Raw genomic sequence first — 258 nt, 5'->3', positions numbered from 1 at the left:
CTGAAGCTGCATCATACCAAACAATACTTGATCCTGATGGTACTGTAGCGGTAGCCGTTAGAGTCTGTGATGAACCTGTCTCACATACCGTTACGTTAACTGGAGATGTCGGTGCTGCAGGAGCAGCGTTTATGGTTAATACAACAGCCGTTCTTGTTAAACTTGAACAACTGCCGTTTGATGTCTGTCCGTATAATGTTCTTGTAGCGGCAGCTGTACTTACTAAAGTCGCTGGACTTACTACATTGCCTCCTGAAG

The 258-nt window shown here is 45.3% G+C and carries 1 protein-coding gene; it reads left to right on the top strand.

What is annotated here, in order from left to right; all coding sequences use genetic code 11:
- Positions 1-258 (top strand): hypothetical protein (locus ACHRV0_RS21690; protein WP_395442530.1); only part of this gene is annotated, 258 nt, incomplete at both ends.

Source organism: Flavobacterium sp. FlaQc-30, from assembly GCF_044005885.1.
Lineage (GTDB): Bacteria > Bacteroidota > Bacteroidia > Flavobacteriales > Flavobacteriaceae > Flavobacterium.
Note: the sequence above shows the minus strand (reverse complement) of the source record. Positions and strands in the feature narration are given on the sequence as shown.